General features: G+C 62.8%; 12 protein-coding genes and 1 pseudogene. 1 reads left to right on the top strand and 12 read right to left on the bottom strand.

Going from position 1 to position 17,753, the window contains the following annotated elements:
* Positions 1-9: 9 nt before the first annotated feature.
* The 3 genes from ubiD to trxA all read right to left on the bottom strand — a co-directional run bounded on the left by ubiD (position 10) and on the right by trxA (position 3,791).
* The gene (gene ubiD, locus ACZYGA_RS12100; RefSeq protein WP_404626310.1) at positions 10-1,479 is read right to left on the bottom strand and encodes a 4-hydroxy-3-polyprenylbenzoate decarboxylase; all 1,470 of its coding nucleotides are present in this window, start codon (positions 1,477-1,479) and stop codon (positions 10-12) included.
* Between the two features lie 197 nt (positions 1,480-1,676).
* Positions 1,677-2,936 (bottom strand): transcription termination factor Rho, encoded by a 1,260-nt coding sequence (gene rho, locus ACZYGA_RS12095; protein WP_077377862.1) that lies wholly within the window; start codon positions 2,934-2,936, stop codon positions 1,677-1,679.
* Between the two features lie 528 nt (positions 2,937-3,464).
* Entirely contained in the window at positions 3,465-3,791 is a 327-nt protein-coding gene (trxA, locus tag ACZYGA_RS12090) for a thioredoxin (RefSeq protein WP_077377859.1), read from the bottom strand.
* Positions 3,792-4,202: 411 nt separating this feature from the next.
* On the opposite strand from trxA, the gene ppx reads away from it, so the two are divergent.
* Positions 4,203-5,765, top strand: a complete 1,563-nt coding sequence (gene ppx, locus ACZYGA_RS12085; protein WP_404626307.1) for an exopolyphosphatase — start codon at positions 4,203-4,205, stop codon at positions 5,763-5,765.
* Positions 5,766-5,869: 104 nt separating this feature from the next.
* Here ppx and tilS read toward each other — a convergent pair whose 3' ends face one another.
* From tilS to ACZYGA_RS12040, 9 genes and pseudogenes are all read right to left on the bottom strand, one after another.
* On the bottom strand, positions 5,870-7,426 hold the full coding sequence (gene tilS / locus ACZYGA_RS12080) for a tRNA lysidine(34) synthetase TilS (RefSeq protein ID WP_479399263.1): 1,557 nt from the start codon (positions 7,424-7,426) through the stop codon (positions 5,870-5,872).
* 143 nt (positions 7,427-7,569) lie between these two features.
* The gene (gene accA / locus ACZYGA_RS12075) at positions 7,570-8,523 is read right to left on the bottom strand and encodes an acetyl-CoA carboxylase carboxyl transferase subunit alpha (RefSeq protein ID WP_084207821.1); all 954 of its coding nucleotides are present in this window, start codon (positions 8,521-8,523) and stop codon (positions 7,570-7,572) included.
* A 277-nt stretch (positions 8,524-8,800) separates the two neighbouring features.
* The gene (gene dnaE / locus ACZYGA_RS12070) at positions 8,801-12,301 is read right to left on the bottom strand and encodes a DNA polymerase III subunit alpha (protein WP_077377851.1); all 3,501 of its coding nucleotides are present in this window, start codon (positions 12,299-12,301) and stop codon (positions 8,801-8,803) included.
* A gap of 428 nt (positions 12,302-12,729) precedes the next feature.
* Positions 12,730-13,374 (bottom strand): annotated as a pseudogene (gene rnhB / locus ACZYGA_RS12065) (ribonuclease HII); the annotation flags it as partial.
* Positions 13,375-13,466: 92 nt separating this feature from the next.
* Positions 13,467-14,618, bottom strand: a complete 1,152-nt coding sequence (lpxB, locus tag ACZYGA_RS12060) for a lipid-A-disaccharide synthase (protein WP_084207819.1) — start codon at positions 14,616-14,618, stop codon at positions 13,467-13,469.
* Between the two features lie 2 nt (positions 14,619-14,620).
* Positions 14,621-15,388 carry an acyl-ACP--UDP-N-acetylglucosamine O-acyltransferase gene (gene lpxA / locus ACZYGA_RS12055; protein WP_077377842.1) on the bottom strand — a complete coding sequence of 256 codons (768 nt, stop codon included), beginning with the start codon at positions 15,386-15,388 and terminating at the stop codon, positions 14,621-14,623.
* The gene (gene fabZ / locus ACZYGA_RS12050) at positions 15,385-15,828 is read right to left on the bottom strand and encodes a 3-hydroxyacyl-ACP dehydratase FabZ (protein WP_077377839.1); all 444 of its coding nucleotides are present in this window, start codon (positions 15,826-15,828) and stop codon (positions 15,385-15,387) included. The genes lpxA and fabZ overlap by 4 nt, the downstream gene beginning before the upstream one ends.
* A 251-nt stretch (positions 15,829-16,079) precedes the next feature.
* Positions 16,080-17,117 carry a UDP-3-O-(3-hydroxymyristoyl)glucosamine N-acyltransferase gene (gene lpxD / locus ACZYGA_RS12045; RefSeq protein ID WP_077378183.1) on the bottom strand — a complete coding sequence of 346 codons (1,038 nt, stop codon included), beginning with the start codon at positions 17,115-17,117 and terminating at the stop codon, positions 16,080-16,082.
* A gap of 86 nt (positions 17,118-17,203) precedes the next feature.
* On the bottom strand, positions 17,204-17,716 hold the full coding sequence (locus tag ACZYGA_RS12040) for an OmpH/Skp family outer membrane protein (protein ID WP_077377836.1): 513 nt from the start codon (positions 17,714-17,716) through the stop codon (positions 17,204-17,206).
* Positions 17,717-17,753: the final 37 nt, after the last annotated feature.

The following is a 17,753-nucleotide window of genomic DNA, read 5'->3' as shown; positions in this document are numbered from 1 at the left end:
AGGTGAGACTCAATCCAGAATGCCCAGACTATCCCAGCGCTCATCGACCCGCGAGACGATCTCGTCGCTCATCACGATGGGCTCGCCCCATTCGCGGTCGGTCTCGCCGGGCCACTTGTTGGTGGCATCCATGCCCATCTTGGAGCCGAGCCCCGCGGTTGGCGAGGCGAAATCGAGATAGTCGATCGGCGTATTGTCGACCAGAACGGTATCACGGCTCGGGTCCATCCGCGTGGTGATGGCCCAGATGACATCTTCCCACTTGCGGGCATCGACATCATCATCCAGCACGATCACGAACTTGGTATACATGAACTGGCGCAGGAAGCTCCAGACTCCCATCATCACGCGCTTGGCGTGGCCGGGGTACTGCTTCTTCATCGTCACCACCGCCATGCGGTAGGAGCATCCCTCCGGCGGCAGATAGAAGTCGACGATCTCCGGGAACTGCTTGCGCAGAATCGGCACGAAGACCTCATTGAGGGCCAGACCGAGAATCGCCGGCTCATCCGGTGGACGCCCGGTATAGGTCGAGTGATAGATCGGATCGCGACGATGGGTGATGCGCTCGATGGTGAAGACGGGGAAGCTCTCGACCTCGTTGTAATAGCCGGTGTGATCGCCGTAGGGGCCTTCCGGTGCCATGTCATCCGGATACAGGTAGCCCTCGAGGATGATCTCGGCGCTGGCCGGCACCTCGAGCTCCGACAGGCCACATTTGACCAGCTCGGTGCGCGAGCCGCGCAGCAGCCCCGCGAAGGCGTACTCTGACAGCGTATCCGGCACCGGAGTGACAGCGCCCAGAATCGTCGCCGGGTCAGCCCCCAGCGCCACGGAGACCGGGAAGGGCTCACCCGGATGGGCCTTCTGCCACTCACGGAAATCCAGAGCCCCGCCACGGTGCGCCAGCCAGCGCATGATCAGCCGATTCTTGCCAAGCTTCTGCTGACGGTAGATGCCGAGGTTCTGACGCTCCTTGTGCGGCCCGCGGGTAATCACCAGCGGCCAGGTCACCAGCGGCGCGGCATCTCCGGGCCAGCAGTGCTGAATCGGAATCATGTCGAGATCGACATCATCCCCCTCCAGTACGACCTCCTGACAGGGCGCACGCTTGACCCGCTTGGGGCCCATGCTCATCACCTGCTTGAAGATCGGCAGCTTGTCCCAGGCATCACGGAAGCCTCTGGGCGGCTCCGGCTCCTTGAGGAAGGCGAGCAGCTCGCCGACTTCGCGCAGTGCCTCGACCGACTCCTGCCCCATGCCCAGCGCCACACGACGCGGCGTGCCGAACAGATTGCCCAGCACCGGCATGCTGTGGCCCTTGACGTTCTCGAACAGCAACGCCGGACCACCCGCCTTCAGGGTGCGATCGCAGATCTCGGTCATCTCCAGGTAAGGGTCCACCTCGGCACGAATGCGCTTGAGTTCGCCCTTCTCTTCCAGCGCCGCGATGAAATCGCGCAAGTCTCGATACTGCATGGGAGTTTCCGGTCGGCTTGATCAGGTTCCGAGCATACCATTGCCAGCCGATAGTCGGCAGGCCGACAACGCAAGACGCCCATCTCCTGATCAGGAGATGGGCGTCTCGGGAAGTGCTGATTCCCCACGTGATTCCGTCATTGAACGGAATCACGTGGGGAATCCATGGCATTGCCTCGTCAACTCAGGACATCGGCTCAGCGGCGCTTCATGGCCTCGAAGAACTCGAGGTTGGTCTTGGTATCTTTCAGGCGGTCGATCAGGAATTCGGTCGCGGCCACGTCTTCCATCGGATTGAGCAGCTTGCGCAGGATCCACATGCGCTGCATTTCATCTTCAGACGCGATCAGGTCTTCACGACGCGTACCGGAACGACGGATGTTGAGTGCCGGGAAGACACGACGCTCGGCCAGCTTGCGGTCGAGGTGCGCTTCCATGTTACCGGTGCCCTTGAACTCCTCGAAGATGACTTCGTCCATCTTGGAACCGGTGTCGACCAGTGCCGTGGCGAGGATGGTCAGACTGCCGCCTTCCTCGATGTTGCGCGCGGCACCGAAGAAGCGCTTCGGCTTCTCGAGGGCATGCGCATCGACACCACCGGTCAACACCTTGCCGGAGGACGGCACCACGGTGTTGTAGGCACGCGCCAGACGCGTGATGGAATCGAGCAGGATGACGACATCCTTCTTGTGCTCCACCAGACGCTTGGCCTTCTCGATCACCATCTCGGCGACCTGGACGTGACGGGCCGGCGGCTCATCGAAGGTGGAGGCCACGACTTCGCCGCGCACGGTGCGCGACATTTCGGTGACTTCCTCAGGACGCTCATCGATCAGCAGCACGATGAGGTGACATTCGGGGTTGTTGCGAGTGATGGAGGCGGCGATGTTCTGCAGCATCATCGTCTTGCCCGCCTTGGGCGGTGACACGATCAGACCACGCTGTCCCTTGCCGATCGGGGCCGTGAGATCCAGGATGCGCGAGGTGATGTCCTCGGTGGAACCGTTGCCGATTTCCATCAGCAGACGCGATTGCGGGAACAGCGGCGTCAGGTTCTCGAACAGGATCTTGTGCTTGGCGTTCTCGGGACGGTCAAAGTTGATCTGATTGACCTTGAGCAGCGCGAAGTAACGTTCCCCTTCCTTCGGCGGACGAATCTTGCCGGAAATGGTATCGCCCTTGCGCAGATTGAAGCGGCGAATCTGGGACGGGGAAACGTAGATGTCGTCGGGGCCAGCAAGGTAGGAAGAATCCGCACTGCGCAGGAAGCCGAAGCCGTCCTGCAGGATTTCCAGCACACCATCACCATAGATATCCTCGCCGCTTTTCGCGTGCTTCTTGAGGATGGCGAAGATGATGTCCTGCTTGCGCGAACGTGCCAGGTTGTCGATCCCCATGGTCTGGGCGAGTTCCAGCAGTTCCGGGACGGTATTTTGCTTGAGTTGGGTAAGATTCATCGGCTTGTTTGAACGTAGCTCGTGTCAGCAGGGCTGAAGATAAGAAGGGAATCGAGAAGACGAGCAGGAGGCAGAGACTGACACTGTACTGTGTGAGTGCAGGCTGATCTCGACAGCATTCCCGGGGGCAAGCGCCTGAGTGGAAAGAATACAGGTGCCAAAGGTTCAGGAAAGATCACTCACCACGGCCGTACAACGGATTCGGCAACGGAGTGTCGAGCGACTGCAGCCCGTCCGCAAGGACATGGGGCGTCGTGCTTCCTGACGTAAAAGTCTTCTCGATATGGAATCTAGCGGTATGAATCGCCTGGTGGCTGACCTGTGAATATAAGGACAGAATTACCAGAGGGCTGGCTGACAACTGGGGGACCGTGGGACGGTCGACATGACGCAATCAGAGAGCGTGTAATCAGGCGAACGCCTCGATGGTAGTCAAGCTTCACCTCGAACGCAAGTCCCGTGCTCAGAGGCCATGCCAGCGCAGCCCGGGGGACGGGGCCGCCGCTCAACTGACGGCGTCATCCCCCATCACAGGTTGGCATCCAGGAAGGCGGCCAATTGCGCACGAGGCATCGCCCCGACCTTGCTGGCCTCGACATTTCCGGACAGGAACAGCATCAGGGTCGGCACGCCACGAACGCCGAAACGGGACGCCAGTTCAGGGGCCTCATCGACATCGACCTTGACGATCTTCAACCGCCCTTCATATTCCTCCGCCAGCGACTCGAGTGTCGGGGCCACCGTCTTGCACGGCCCACACCAGGAGGCCCAGAAATCCACCAGTACCGGCTGCTCGCTCTCCAACACCACGGATTCAAAGTCTCTTTCTGAAATCGGTGCCACACGTTCGCTCATCGCGACGTTATCTCCCAGGCCACATCGGCCTTGCTGATCTTCCTGCAGGTAAATGATGATGCTTCAGCGTGACGACGATGACGGCAAGCCCCGGGACGAGCGGTGTCACGCGAGCGCCTTGCACGAGAGGCATCGCTCTCTGGCGCTTCGCACGACTGTCATGTCGCACCAGTAGACTACCACGCCCTGTCTCTGACATGCCCCACTCTCGACCGATCCTGCCGACGACATGCCATGAGGTTTGACACCTCACACAAGTCGCCGCAACCTTGATCCAGACTGACATTGCATTCTTTACCGTGATACTCCGCAGCGTGGACGGCTTGACACATGGCGCCCTGCCCTCGAGGACAGCGCATGTAGCAGCGCCCGTTCGCGCAAGGCCTGCCAGCAGGACCTGCCACAAGGACCATGCATTTGAGTGATTCAGCCTCCTCTCTACCTGACAGCTCCCCCGCTGCCACGGACACCAGTGACGATGCACCACTGTTGAAGCTGGCCGCCATCGATCTCGGCTCCAACAGTTTCCATCTGCTGCTGGCCAATCATCAGGCCGGACAATTGCAGGTCGTGGCCAAGCAGGGCGAGAAGATCCAGCTGGCAGCTGGCCTGGATGAAGACGGCATGCTCAGTGAAGATGCCATGGAGCGTGCGCTCAACTGCCTCGCACAGTTCGCGCCCTTCCTGGATGGCATCGAGGCGGAGCATCTGCGCATCGTCGGCACCAACGCGCTGCGTGCCGCGCACAACAGCCAGACATTGATCGATCGCGCCGAGGAATTGCTGGGGCATCCCATCGAGATCATCGCCGGCCGTGAAGAAGCGCGCCTGATCTATCTGGGGGCCGCCCATGCCCTGGCCGATGTGCATGGCAAGCGCCTCATCATCGACATCGGCGGCGGCTCGACGGAATTCATCATCGGTGAACAGTTCGAGCCGCTGTTGCTGGAAAGTCTGCACATGGGCTGCGTGGCCTATACCAAGGCATTCTTCTCTGACGGCGAGATCAGCGAGAAACGCATGCGCCGTGCCGAACTGGCCGCTCGCTCGGAGCTGGCCAGCATACAGCGCAGCTATCGCGAGCTGGGCTGGGACGACCCCGTCGGCTCCTCCGGCACCATCAAGGCAGCCGCCAGCGTGATGGAAGCCCATGGCTGGGCAGCACACGGCCTGGTGACTCGCGAGGGACTCCATCGGCTGCGCACCGCTCTCTTGGGATTCAAGCGTCTCGACAAGGTCTGCCTGCCAGGCCTGAAAAGTGACCGCGCCAGCGTCTTCCCGGCCGGGGTCGCGATCCTGTGCGGTATCTTCGAAGCCCTGGAACTCGAGCAGATCCGCTACTCCGATGGCGCGTTGCGCGAAGGCGTGCTGTTTGATCTGATCGGTCGCAATACGGCGGAAGACTCGCGCATCGCGGCCATCGATCTGCTGCGCCGTCGCTATGGTATCGACACCCGCCATGCGGCCAACGTGCGCGATACCGCGCTGGCGCTGTTCGACCAGGTCGCGGATGCGTGGTCACTGGGGGCAACCTCCCGTCAGATGCTGGCCTGGGGGGCCGAACTGCATGAAGTCGGGCTGGCCATCTCGCATAGCCAGTTCCATCGTCATGGCGCCTACCTGATCGAGCATTCCGACCTGCAGGGGTTCTCGCGACCGGAGCAGAAGGCGCTCGCCTTCCTGGTACGCGCCCATCGTCGCAAGTTCGCCAGCCGGGAGCTTGCCAATCTGCCGCTGACGCTCCAGCCACGCCTCGCCCGTCTGGCACGCCTGCTGCGCATCGCCGTGATGCTCAATCATTCACGCCCTGAACAGCCTGTCCTCGGCACGCAATTGAGCGCCAAGGGCGACGAATTGCGACTGAGCCTGGCAGAAGAATATCGGGATCACAGTCTGATCTGTGATGACCTGACCCAGGAAAGCAGTCTGCAGAAGGCCGCCGACATGACGCTCACCCTCGAAGACGTCGACTGAGAACGGACGCCGCCCTGGCCTCGTGCTGTCCCGCCACTACGCCCAGGGCCCCGTGAGACTCTCTGTCGAGACTGACTCCCGGGGCCGACTTCTGAGGCCCACAGTCAGCCACTCGGCTTTGCTCGCAACCACCACCCGCACGCGGGATGCCATAGCGCCACGATGGCTTGATCGCGGGCACGTCGCGCTACCCGCAGCTGGTGGCGCTGCCAGGGTGGGATGTCGGCTTCCTGCAGCAGGCGCTTGAGGTCCCGCCGGCCCCTGTCAGCCAGACGCATGACATCACCCGGCTGACGCTGACCGATCACGACTTCGTCCTCCTGCGCGGCCAATGCCTGCCAGCTCTGTCTCGCCCGATCATCCAGTTCACGCCGTTGGCAGTCACTGACCCCATCACCAAGACCATGCCTTGTAACGGTATCACTCACCTGCCACCACAGCTGACCGCGCCAGAGGCGCACCACCAGACTTGAGACCGGACTGTGCCAGCGCACCTCCGCCACCGAGTCCGGCGGCGTGGCGATCCACTGCTGCAGACTGGCCAGGCGCCCGCGCGGCGGCACCGGCCAGCCGCGTGATTGGCACAGGTGACGCAACACCAGACGCTGGCGTGGCTCACTCAACTCGCCCAGACGTGCCAACGACAGCTGCACCTCCTGCTCCTGCTCTTGCTCTTGCTCTTGCTCTTGCTCTTGCTCTTGCTCTTGCTCTTGCTCTTGCTCTTGCTCTTGCTCTTGCTCTTGCTCTTGCTCTTGCTCTTGCTCTTGCTCTTGCTCTTGCTCCTGCCCCGGCGTGACGCGCTCCGCGCCTGACAGCCGTACCTTCGCCAGCAGCTCGGCCGCCAGCTCATCCAGCAATGACTGCTCTTCCTGGAGCTGCTGCGCCGAGCGCGCAAGGCTGCCCGCAGCCTGTGGCCAACGCCCTTCGAGTGCCGGCAGCACCGTGTGACGCAGATAATTGCGATCGAAACGCTGACTGAGATTGCTGGGGTCCTCGCACCAGTCTCGTGAGACACACAGCCCTTGCTGACTCGCCAGAGTCTCGAGATCACGGCGAGAGACATCCAGCAGCGGGCGTACCAGTCGTGCACGCGCATGGGGGGGCAGATCTCGCCCAGTGGGCGAGTTGCCCACAGTCAGCGCCCGCTCAGGCGGCATGGCCGCCAGCCCGCGCCCGCCACTGCCGCGCAGCGCGTTGAGCAACAATGTCTCGGCCTGATCATCCTGATGCTGCGCCAGCCACAGGCTATCGCCCGCCGCCAGACAGGCCGTCAGTGCCGCCAGCCGCGCCTCACGTGCGGCAGCCTCCACGCCTCGCGACTTGAATGCCGCCTCATCCAGCGCCAGATGGCGCACACTCAACGGCAACCCCAACCGCGAGGCCAGCCTGCGCGCCAGACGCTCGAAATCATCATTGGCCGCCTGCAGGCCATGGTGCACATGCACCAGCCGCAGTCGCCGCGGGCACTCCTGCGTCGCTCGTGCCGCCAGCCTCGCCAGCATCACCGAATCCAGTCCGCCCGAGAGTGCGATCCATACCGTGTGCCGTGAATCCGTTGTTGCCAACGCCGCACGGACGGCAACGAGTGCGCGCGATTCCGCCATCTCGCCAAGAGACTGCGGAGACGAGGACATCGAGTCCAGTGAAGAAGACAGAGACATGCCGAGCTCCCGTCGCGAAAGCAGATGGATGGAGTGAGCGGAGAAAAAGCGGCCCTGAACGCAAGGACGCCCCCGGAAGATTCCGGAGGCGTCCTGGTCACTCAGGCGTGAACTGAATGCGCATCAAGCGTGATGTGCAGAGATCATGCCGGTGCGCCGTAGCTCATCAGGCGCTGGTAACGACGCTCCAGCAGGGCGTCGGTATCCAGCGCGCCAAGACGCTCCAGGCCTTCACCCAGCGCGGCCTTGATGCTGTCGGCAGCAGCTTGCGGATTGCGGTGCGCGCCACCCAGCGGCTCCTTGATCAAGTTGTCGACGAAGCCCAGCTCCTTGAGGCGCGAGGCCGTGATGCCCATGGCATCAGCGGCATCGGCGGCACGCTCTGCGCTCTTCCACAGGATGGAGGCACACCCTTCCGGCGAGATCACCGAGTAGGTGGAGTACTGCAGCATGTTGAGCTCGTCACACACGCCGATGGCCAGTGCACCACCGGAACCGCCCTCACCGATGACGGTGGAGATGATCGGGGTCTTGAGACGCGACATCACTGCCAGATTGTAGGCGATGGCCTCGGACTGACCGCGCTCCTCGGCACCGATGCCCGGATAGGCACCCGGGGTGTCGATGAAGGTCAGGATCGGCATCTTGAAGCGCTCGGCCATCTCCATCAGACGGCAGGCCTTGCGGTAGCCTTCCGGACGCGGCATGCCGAAGTTGCGACGCACCTTTTCCTTCACGTCACGGCCTTTCTGGTGACCGATCACCATCACCGGCTTGTCGTCGAGACGCGCGATGCCACCGACCAGGGCTTCATCGTCCGCGTAGTGACGGTCGCCGTGCAGCTCATCGAAATCCGTGAACAGGTTCTCGAGGTAGTCGAGGGTATACGGACGCTGCGGATGACGCGCCAGCTGAGATACCTGCCAGGCACCGAGGTCCTTGAAGATGGACTCGGTGAGCTTGGTGCTCTTGTCCTGCAGACGAGCGATCTCGTCAGACAGGTTGACCTGGGAGTCGTTACCGACCAGACGGAGTTCCTCGATCTTGGCCTGCAGCTCGGCGATCGGCTGTTCAAAGTCCAGATAATTGGGATTCATAAGGCGTTTCGTTCGTCGTCTCGGGCAGCCAGGAAAGCGAGTCGGCCGGGTCACTCCCCCTGAGCAAGCGCTCAGGCGATCTGTGGCTCACGGCGGTCACAGTCGGCATGGAATTGGGTACGGAAAAGATAGGGGGGCATTATCGCACCCTGTTCGACAGGTGCAAACCTTGCCCGCCCGTTCGGCGCGGGATTGCCTCTCCCCCACGCCCTTCACCACCTGGTTTCACTTGCATCATCAAGGGGAAGGGATGGCGTCCCTTCCCCTTGATCAACAATCACTCACGGTACTTGAGTCGCACGCCGCGCTGGCCTTCCACCTCACCCAGCTGGATCAGCAGTTCATCGCTGGGGGCGACGCGCCATTGCTCACCAAGCTCCAGCCAGGCCTCCGCGGCGGCATTGCGATAGCGTAGCCGCATCGGCAGGCCTTCGCTGGCCAGGTGCGGCGTCAACAGCGTGGACAACTGCTGGGTGAAGCGTCCGCCGATATCCTCGGCGGCGATGCTCATCTCGACGGCCTCACCGAAGCGCGCCCGCGCATCGATGATCGGCGTGACATCCTTGCCACGCAGGCGCAGGCCGCCGGAATAATCATCCTGACTGACCTCCCCCTCGACGATCACCACGCTGTCAGGTACCAGCTTGTTGCGTACCTGATCGTAGAGTTCGCCGAACATCGAGGCCTCGATGCGTCCGGTGCGATCATCCAGGGTCACGAAGGCCATGGTATCGCCACGCTTGGACTTCATGGTGCGCATGGCGATCACCAGCCCGGCGATGCGCTGCGGCTCCCGCGACGGTTTCAGGTCGCTGATGCGCGCATTGATGAAGCGCTTGAGCTCACCTTCGTATTCATCGATGGGATGGCCGGTCAGATAGAGCCCCAGGGTGTCCTTCTCGCCGGTGAGGCGCTCCTTGTCGGTCCACTCACGCGCCTTGCGATAGCCGGCGTAGACATCCGTTTCCGGCTCGCTGAAGGCATCGCCGAACATGTCGGTGATGCCGACATCGTTGTTGGCATGATTCTGGGAGGCGGCCTTGAGCGCATCCTCCACCGCCAGCATCAGCACCGCACGGGACGGGCCGATGTTGTCCAGCGCCCCGGAGCGGATCAACGCCTCCAGGGTGCGCTTGTTGATCTTCTTGGCATCGATGCGCTTGCAGAAGTCGAAGATGTCGCTGAACGGCCCACCCTCGGCACGTGCGCTGACGATCGCCTCGATCGGGCCCTCGCCCACGCCACGGATCGCGCCCAGCCCGTAGACGACGCGCCCTTCGAGGTCGACGGTGAACTTGTAGCCACCGATGTTGACGTCCGGTGGCGTGACCGTCAGGCCGATATGGCGGCATTCCTCGATCAGCGGTACCACCTTCTCGATGGTCTGCATCTCGGTCGAGATCACCGCGGCCATGAACGGCCCCGGATAGTGCGCCTTCAGCCAGCCCGTCTGGTAGGAGACGAGGCCATAGGCCGCCGAGTGGGACTTGTTGAAGCCGTAACCGGCGAACTTTTCCACCAGGTCGAAGATGTTGCCCGCCAGGTCCTTGTCGATGCCCTTCTCGGCACACCCTTCCATGAAGCCGGCACGCTGCTTGGCCATCTCTTCCGGCTTCTTCTTGCCCATCGCGCGGCGCAGCATGTCGGCCTGGCCCAGCGTGTAGCCGGCCAGCACCTGCGCGATCTGCATGACCTGCTCCTGGTACAGGATGATGCCGTAGGTCGGCTCCAGTACCGGCTTGAGCAGCTCGTGCTGATAATCCGGGTGTGGATAAGACACTTCGGAGCGACCGTGCTTGCGGTTGATGAAGTCATCCACCATGCCGGACTGCAGCGGGCCCGGACGGAACAGGGCCACCAGGGCGATCATGTCTTCCAGGCAGTCAGGCTTGAGCTTCTTGATCAGCTCCTTCATGCCGCGGGATTCCAGCTGGAAGACCGCCGTCGTCTCCGCCTTCTGCAGCATGTCGAAGGTCTTGGCGTCGTCCAGCGGAATGTCATCGATCTCCAGCGGCGGCAGCCCTTCACGCTCACGGACCTTGTCGACCATCTCGGTCGCCCAGTCGATGATGGTCAGGGTACGCAGCCCCAGGAAGTCGAACTTGACCAGCCCGGCTTCCTCGACATCGTTCTTGTCGAACTGCACCACCAGACCGCTGCCATCCTCTTCACACAGCAGCGGCGAGAAATCGGTCAGCTTGGTGGGAGCGATCACCACGCCCCCGGCGTGCTTGCCGGTACCGCGGGTGGTGCCCTCGAGCTTGAGCGCCATCTCCCAGATTTCCTGGGCCTCTTCATCGTTCTCGATGAATTCCTTGAGCTGAGGCTCCTGCTCGATGGCCTTCTCCAGCGTCATGCCGACTTCAAAGGGAATCAGCTTGGAGAGCTTGTCGCCCAGCGAGTAGGGACGCCCCTGGGCACGCGCCACGTCACGCACCACCGCCTTGGCGGCCATGGTGCCGAAGGTGACGATCTGCGAGACCGCATTGCGCCCGTAGCGCTCGGCCACGTAATCGATGACGCGATCGCGCTTCTCCATGCAGAAGTCGACGTCGAAGTCGGGCATGGAGACACGTTCCGGGTTCAGGAAGCGCTCGAACAGCAGGTCGTATTCCAGCGGATCCAGATCGGTGATCTTCTGGGCATAGGCCACCAGTGAGCCGGCACCGGAACCACGCCCCGGGCCGACCGGCACGCCGTTGTCCTTGCCCCACTGGATGAAGTCCATGACGATCAGGAAGTACCCGGGGAAGCCCATCTGCAGGATGATGTCGAGCTCGAAGTCCAGGCGGGAACGATAGCGCTGTTCGGTGTCAGCCCAGGCTTCGCTGTCGCGGGGATGCCTGTCGCGCGGATAGAGCTTCTCGAGGCGTTCCGTCAGGCCATCATGGGAAACCTTGCGGAAGAACTCATCCATCGTCATGCCTTCCGGCACCGGGAACTCGGGCAGGAAGTAGGTCCCCAGCTGAACCGTCACGGAACAGCGCGCCGCGATCAGCACGCTGTTCTCGAGCGCTTCGGGAATGTCGGCGAACAGCTCGTGCATTTCCTCGGCGGTCTTCAGGTACTGCTCATCGCTGTAGCGGGTCTCGCGGCGCGGGTCATCCAGCGCCTTGCCTTCCCCGATGGCCACGCGTGTCTCGTGGGCCCAGTAGTCCTCACGCTTGAGGAAGCGCACGTCATTGGTGGCGACCACCGGGGTATCGGTCGCCTCCGCCAACGCCACCGACAGGTGCAGGCACTCTTCCTCGTACTGGCGCTGGGTACGGGTCAGCTCCAGATAGAAGCGATCCCCGAAGACCGCCTTCCATTCGCTCAGCAGGGTCCGTGCGGTGTCTTCGTGATCCGAGAGCAGATGACGCCCGATCTCGCCCTCGCGCCCCCCGGACAGCACGATCAGCCCCTCGGCCTGCTCGAAGATCCACTGCTTCTCGAGATAGGCACGCCCCTGCTTCTGGCCGTCGGTCCAACCACGCGAGATCAGCTCGGTCAGATGGCGATAGCCGATGTCATTCATCGCCAGCAGCGTGATGCGGTAGGGACGCGTGACGTCCTGCGGATTGGTCATCCACAGATCGGAACCGATGATCGGCTTGATCCCGGCCCCTCGGGCATTGGAGTAGAACTTGACCAGCCCGAACAGGTTGGCCTCGTCGGTGACCGCGACAGCCGGCTGGCCTGCCGTGGCGGTCGCCTTGATCAGCGGCTTGACGCCGGGCAGACCATCGACGAGAGAGAACTCGGTGTGAACGCGCAGGTGAACAAAGGGCGTGGTCATGGAATCGGCTCGTGAAGTCTGCGTGACGGTAAAGGATTCAGTCGCGGCGGGTGACGATGGCCGCGCTGACGCTGCCGGCGCCTTGGACGCTGAAGGCGGGGACTCCGCTGCCAAGGATAGCGCGTCGGGGGCAGCGTCTGAAGGCGCCTCGCCTGTCAGGACGACCTCGACTGACGGGGATGCCGTGGTCTCACTGGCATCAGTCAGACCACGGCTGGCGGCTTTTTTGCAGCGGGAGACTGGCTCGGCTCACTCGTCGACAGGGCCGCTTCCTGCTCTGACGGCCCCGACGATTGCTCTGACGGCCCCGACGAATGCCCTGATGACTCGACAGCCTTGTCCGGCTCAGCGGCTGGCTCAACCGGGGCCGGCAGCGCGATCAATGCATCTTCCGGCACGGCCTGCGGCACATGCCCGGCCATGTAAAGCCGCTTGACCGGCCCGAAGCTCTTGCGATGCAGGGTAAGGATGCCATGCGTCTCGATGGCGGCCTGATGCTCGCGGGTCGGGTAGCCCTTGTGACGCGCGAAACCGTAGGCGGGGAAGCAGGCATCCAGCGCTGCCATCTGGGCATCGCGGTATACCTTGGCCAGTATGGAAGCCGCGCCGATGGCGGCGTGGCGCAGGTCGCCCTTCACCACTGCCATGCCGGGAATCTCGTGCCCCGGCAAGCGGTTGCCATCCACCAGCAGATATTCCGGGCGTACGCCCAGGGCATCGACAGCACGCCGCATCGCAAGGTGCGTGGCCTGATAGATGTTCAGCTCATCGATCTCTTCACTGGTAGCCTCGGCGATCGCCCAGGCCCAGGCACGCGTACGAATCTGCTCGTACAGTGCCAGGCGCTTCTTCTCGCTGAGTTTCTTGGAGTCGGTGATGCCCTCGATGGGGTCATTCGGGTCAAGAATCACCGCTGCCGCCACCACGGGCCCGACCAGCGGTCCACGCCCGACCTCATCGATACCTGCCAGCAGCTCCCCGTGATAGGGGATCACCAGCGCCGGAAAATCATCGGCGGGTTTGCGCTTGCGGCTGGCGGGCAGAGTGGCGGGTCGATCGGCAGAGTCGGTCATGGTATCTCGGGGCGTCAGACAACCGACAGACCACTGTTGCGGCCTGCCGATCAGGGGGTATCAGTCAGTAAAGGCATCACGGGCGGTCGTGATCAGCGCCCCGCCAGCTCACCGATGGCAATGGCGGCCGCGGCGCTGGCATCACAGGTCAACTCACGATGCATGGCGACGAAGCGCTCACGCAGCTCACGCTGGCGACAGACATCGCCGGCGGCACGCGACAGCAAGGGAGCGAGGCTTTCCTCGATGGACTCCGGCGTGGCTGCGTCCTGGATCAGCTCCGGCACCAATGTCTCGCGGGCAATCAGGTTGGGCAGCGAAATCCACTCGGTCTTGACCATGTGCCGTGCGATGCGGTGGGTCATCGGCGCCATGCGATAGGCCACCACCATCGGGCGATGACACAGCAGACATTCGAGCGCTGCCGTACCGGAGGCCAGCAGCACGGCATCGGCGGCAGTCATCGCTTCACGCGACTGGCCATCGATGAGGTGAATGCGACTGCGATCCAGCGCCTCGCGCCCCTGCATCAGTGACTCAAGCTCGCTACGCCGCAGCGACGTGGCGGCCGGAATCACCACTTCAAGCGCAGGGTAACGCTGGCAAAGGCGCTCAATGGAGGCCAGGAAGGTCTCGCCGAGGAAACGAATCTCGTTGCCACGGGATCCCGGCAACACCGCCAGCAACTGCACGTCGGGGGCAATCCCCAGCTGCAGGCGAGCAGCATCGCGATCATCCTCGAGCGGCAACTCATCCGCCAGCGGATGGCCGACGAAGGTCACCGGCACCTGATGTTCGCGATAGAAGGCCGCCTCGAAGGGCAGGAAGGTCAGCATGCGATCGACGGCACGGCGGATGGTCTTCACCCTGCCCTGACGCCAGGCCCATACGGAAGGACTGACATAGTGCGCCGTGGTGATGCCCCGCTTGCGCAGGCGCAGCTCGAGCCCCAGATTGAAGTCGGGAGCATCGATACCGATCATCACGTCAGGCTGCCACTCAAGCGCGTCGCGCAACAGATGGCGACGCACCTTGATCAACTCCGGCAGATGCTTGAGCACCTCGACCAGCCCCATGATGGAGAGAGTTTCCAGCGGATAGAGGCTGTCGAAGCCTTCGGCCTGCATGCGCGGCCCCCCGATGCCACGAAACTCGACATCGGGATGACGCGCCTTGAGCGCGCGCATCAAGCTGGCACCGAGGATGTCACCGGAGAGCTCTCCGGCTACCAGGTAGATGCGCATGCTCAGCGTGTCAGGCCACGAGTGGACGCCTTGAGCGAGGCGATGAAGACATCGCGCTCGGCGAGAGGCGGCTCACCTTCCAGCTTCTCGAGTGCCTGCGCCAGTGTCAGCCCCTGACGGAAGACCGTCTTGTAGGCCGCGTTCAGGGCGGAGATGGTCTCGCGACTGAAACCACGGCGCTTGAGGCCGACGCTGTTGAGGCCATGCGCCTCGGCAGGGTGCCCATTGACCATCACGAAGGCCGCGATGTCCTTGGTGATGATGGAGCCACCGCCCGCCATGGCGTGCTCGCCGACATGACAGAACTGGTGCACCGCCGACAGTCCGCCAAGAATGACGTGATTGCCCAGATGGACATGCCCCCCCAGCGTCGCCTGATTGGCCATGATGCAGTCATCCCCGATGATGCAATCATGGCCCACGTGCGAGTAGGCCATGAACAGGTTGCGACTGCCGATGCGTGTCAGGCTGGCATCCTGGACGGTACCCCGGTGCAGGGTCACACCCTCGCGAATGACGTTGTCATCCCCGATCTCCAGGCGTGTCGGCTCACCGGCGTACTTCTTGTCCTGGCAATCCTCACCGACCGAGGCGAACTGGAAGATGCGGTTACGCTCACCGATGACCGTCGTACCCTTGATGACGACGTGCGGCCCCACCACCGTGCCAGCGCCGATCTCGACGTCGGCACCGATCACGCAAAACGGACCGACCTCGACATCGTCGGCCAGGCGGGCGCCGGGATCGACAATGGCAGTAGGATGTATCAAGCGACCTTCCTCTCGGCACAGATGATTTCGGCTTCACAGACCACATCACCGTCGACCTTGGCCTGACAGGCGAACTTCCAGATACCACGCTTCTCGCGCAGCACGCGGGCGCTGATCTCGAGCTGGTCGCCCGGCATGACCGGACGCTTGAAGCGCACGTTGTCACTGCCCACGAGGTAATAGATGTAACCATCGGCAGGACGCTTGTCGACCGTCTTGAAACCCAGAATACCTGCCGCCTGAGCCATGGCCTCAACGATCAGCACACCCGGCATGATCGGGTGTCCCGGGAAGTGGCCATTGAAGAACGGCTCATTGATGCTCACATTCTTGCGCGCGACGATGAACTCGCCAAGGGACAGTTCCATGACCCGATCGATCAGCAGGAAAGGATAGCGGTGCGGGAGATACTCACGGATCTCGTTGACGTCCATAACCATTGGCTTGCAACCTCTGAAATAACGAAATGCCTGCCGCACTCGGGCAGGCATGTAATGACGGTCCGGACCGCCGTTCTGGCAATGGCGCGCATTATAGCGTCCTTGCGCGCGACTGGCAGCCGCTCATTGCCCAGAGTCGCCGGGCTGACGAGATGACCTGCCTGGACAGGCGCTCGGCACAAGGCACAAAACCAGCGACCACTGCCTCATGGACAACGCCTGCTGGCACCTGCCGCGGTGCCAGAGCAGCGCTACCTGTCCTTCAAGTCCTTCTCGACCTGGTTCAGACGTCGTGCGAGCTGATCCAGCTGCTTGAAACGCACGGCATTGCGGCGCCACAGGCCATTGTCCATCGCCCCGGTACCCGACGAGTACACGCCCGGCTTGGTGATGGAATTGGTCACCAGACTCATGCCGGTGACCTGCACGCCATCACAGATTTCCAGATGCCCGGCAAGCCCCACGCCACCGCCCATCAGACAGTAGCGACCCACCTTGGTGGAACCGGCGATGCCGACACAGCCGGCCAGCGCCGAGTGATCTCCGATCTGCACGTTGTGCGCGATCTGGACCTGGGAGTCGATCTTGACGTCATTGCCGATGATGGTGTCGCCGAGTGCTCCTCGGTCAATGCTGGTGCAGCTGCCGACCTCGACATCATCACCGATCATCACGCCACCCAGCTGGGCGATCTTGTGCCAGCCCTTGCCGTCGTGGGCGAAACCGAAGCCGTCGGCACCGATCACGCAGCCACTGTGCAGGACTGCCCGCGCCCCGATGACCACCCCGTGATAGAGCGTGACATTGGGATGCAGCAGACACCCTTCGCCCAGCACGCTGTCAGCGCCAATGACGCACCCGGCCTGGAGACGGGAGCCATCCCCGATACTGACACCGGGGCCGACCACCACCTGCGGGCCGATCTCGACATTCGCGCCCAGCGTGGCCGTCTCATCGACGACCGCACTGGGATGCACGCTGGCCTGCGGTGCCTGTGCCATGGGATCGAACAACCGTGACAGCTCGGCATAGGCCAGGTAAGGATTGTCCAGCACCAGCGCATGGCTCTTGCACTCGTCGAGATGACTCTCGTGCAGCAGCACCGCCGTGGCCTGAGAGTCCGCGAGATACTTGAGGTAGGCGCGATTGGCGAGGAAGGCGATATCGCCTGGCGCCGCGTCCACCAGCGTCGACAGACCAGAGACCCGAACGTTCGGGTCGCCAACGAGTCGAGCACCCAGCCGCTGAGCCAGATCCTCGAGAGTGTAGGAGAATTGTTGCTTTTTCATGCTGTCTCTAGGCGTCGGGCGCCGCTGGCTCGCATTCGCGTAGGCATGCTCAATGCTGGCATCGCGCGCCGTGACGCGCGACGACATCAGTTGAGCGAGTTGAAGACCTGGGTGACCTCATCGGTCAGGTCGAGACCATCCTTGCTGTAGACCGTGGCACTGCGGTCCACCAGCAACTCGACACCGTGCTTGTCGACGACCTGCTGAATGGCCTTGTCCAGCTTGGGCTTGGATTGCTTGAGGAATGCCTGCTCGGCCTGCTGCTGCTGCTGCTGGACCTGGCCGCGCAGCTGCTGGAACTGCCCGCCCTTCTGGCGCAGTTGCTGCTGCAGTGACTGGCGCTCGGAATCCGACATCACCGCACCATCCTTCTGCAGCTTGTTCTGCATGGTCTCAAGCTCCTTGGCCAGCGCCTTGGCCTGATCCTGCTTGCCAGCCAGCTGATTCTTGAGCTGATTCATGGAGCGCTGGGCAGCATCGGAGCTCAACAGCGCCTGGCGCCAGTCCATGACCGCCACTTCCGTGGCCTGGGCCATCATCGGGGTCGCAAAGGCTGCGAGGCCGCCTGCCAGACACAGTGCGCGGGTCAATTTACGCATCATAAAACTCCTTGTAGGCCTGTTGTTCGGTGACCGA

It is taken from the genome of Cobetia sp. BL01 (assembly GCF_056493605.1).
Note: the sequence above shows the minus strand (reverse complement) of the source record. Positions and strands in the feature narration are given on the sequence as shown.